Source organism: Streptomyces sp. NPDC101166, assembly GCF_044768125.1.
GTDB lineage: Bacteria > Actinomycetota > Actinomycetes > Streptomycetales > Streptomycetaceae > Streptomyces.
The window spans coordinates 1-1,436 of the sequence record NZ_JBIWPF010000117.1; the positions used below are offsets into that span (position 1 = coordinate 1).

Sequence of the window (1,436 nt, forward strand, 5' to 3'; positions counted from 1 at the left end):
ATGCGCACGCCGGCCGCCTCGATGACCTCGCCGTCGGCCAGGACCGTGCCCGAGCCGCGCAGGAAGTCGGAGCCCTTGGCGCGCACCGGGGTTCCGGTGGCCTTCACCAGGTGGTCGATGCCGCCCGTGTGATCCGCGTGCTCGTGGGTGATCAGGGTCAGCACGATCTCGCCGCCGGTCGCGCGGACCAGCGCCTCGGTGTGCTTGCGATCCTTCGGACCCGGGTCCACCACAACGTATTCCGTGGCGCCGGGGGCGCGGAGCAGCCAGGTGTTGGTGCCCTGCAATGTCATTCCGCTGGGGTTGTCGGCCAGGACGACGGCGGCGGACGGAGTCACTTGCCGCAGTTGTTCGTACGCGGGGTGGGTGAGCGTCATACTTTTCCGTCCTAATGCACCGCGCGTGATGCGTCCAGTGTTGGACGCATCACGCTTTCGACTGTGCCCCAAGCATTTCGGGGTTATCGCACCTCGGCGATGAGCTCCACCTCGACCGGGGTGTTCAGCGGCAGCTCGTTGACTCCGACCGCGGAGCGGGCGTGCACCCCGGCCTCGCCGAGGACCGCGCCCAGCAGCTCGGACGCGCCATTGATGACCAGCGGCTGACTGTTGAAACCCGCCGCCGAGGCCACGAAGCCGACCACCTTGACGATGCGCACGACATTGTCGAGGCCGACCAGGTCGTGCACCACCGCGAGCGCGTTGAGCGCGGCCAGCTTGGCCATCTCCGCGCCCTGCTCGATGGTGATCTCGGCGCCGAGCTTGCCGGTCAGCGGCAGTTCGCCGTTGACGAACGGCAGCTGGCCGGAGGTGTAGACGTAGTTGCCGGTCCGGACGCCCGGCACGTACACCGCGACCGGCTTCGGCGCGACCGGCAGTTCGAGTCCGAGCTCCTTCAGGTTCTCGGCCCAGGTCATCAGTTCTTCGCCCGCTTCAGGTAGGCGACGTGCTGTTCACCGGTCGGTCCGGGCAGCACGGTGACGAGTTCCCAGCCGTCGGAACCCCACTGGTCGAGGATGGCCTTGGTGGCATGGGTCAACAGGGGCACCGTCGCGTACTCCCACACGGTCACTTCACTCATGCGCTGAGAGTAGCCCCGGCCGCGTTCCCCCAGTTCTCCAGACCCTCCGACTACGCTGCGGGATCGGGAAATACGAGTTTCCAGAGTGGTGTATCAGACAGTAGACAAGTCCTGTGGGCAGGAATTCGGAACGAGTTATAGGCTCGCGAGCGTGGGAGTACCGATAGCAGTGCCCGTTTCGGTTGAGCCGGGGGTCGAAGCAGGTTGGCCGGAGCGGGCGGACAAGGCCCGCCTGCATTACGTATCCGGGAAGGGGGGCACCGGGAAGTCGACGGTCGCCGCGGCGCTCGCGCTGGCACTGGCCGCCGGGGGGCGCCGGGTGCTGTTGGTCGAGGTCGAGGGCAGACAGTCCATCG

At 67.3% G+C, this 1,436-nt stretch carries 4 protein-coding genes; 1 reads left to right on the forward strand and 3 read right to left on the reverse strand.

Translation table 11 applies throughout. The annotated features are described in order from the left end of the window. The 3 genes from ACIRS4_RS36880 to ACIRS4_RS36890 all read right to left on the reverse strand — a co-directional run. Nucleotides 1-377, reverse strand: a 377-nt coding sequence (locus ACIRS4_RS36880; protein ID WP_404204430.1) for an MBL fold metallo-hydrolase, incomplete at its 3' end; no start/stop codon positions are given. A gap of 83 nt (nt 378-460) precedes the next feature. Continuing rightward, nucleotides 461-916, reverse strand: coding sequence for a RidA family protein (locus tag ACIRS4_RS36885; protein WP_404204432.1), 456 nt, complete (start codon nt 914-916; stop codon nt 461-463). Further along, nucleotides 916-1,080, reverse strand: a complete 165-nt coding sequence (locus tag ACIRS4_RS36890) for a hypothetical protein (protein ID WP_404204436.1) — start codon at nt 1,078-1,080, stop codon at nt 916-918. Before ACIRS4_RS36890 ends, ACIRS4_RS36885 begins: the two co-directional genes overlap by 1 nt. Nucleotides 1,081-1,249: 169 nt before the next feature. Here ACIRS4_RS36890 and ACIRS4_RS36895 point away from each other — a divergent pair. Further along, nucleotides 1,250-1,436 (forward strand): P-loop NTPase (locus tag ACIRS4_RS36895; protein WP_404204434.1); only part of this gene is annotated, 187 nt, incomplete at its 3' end.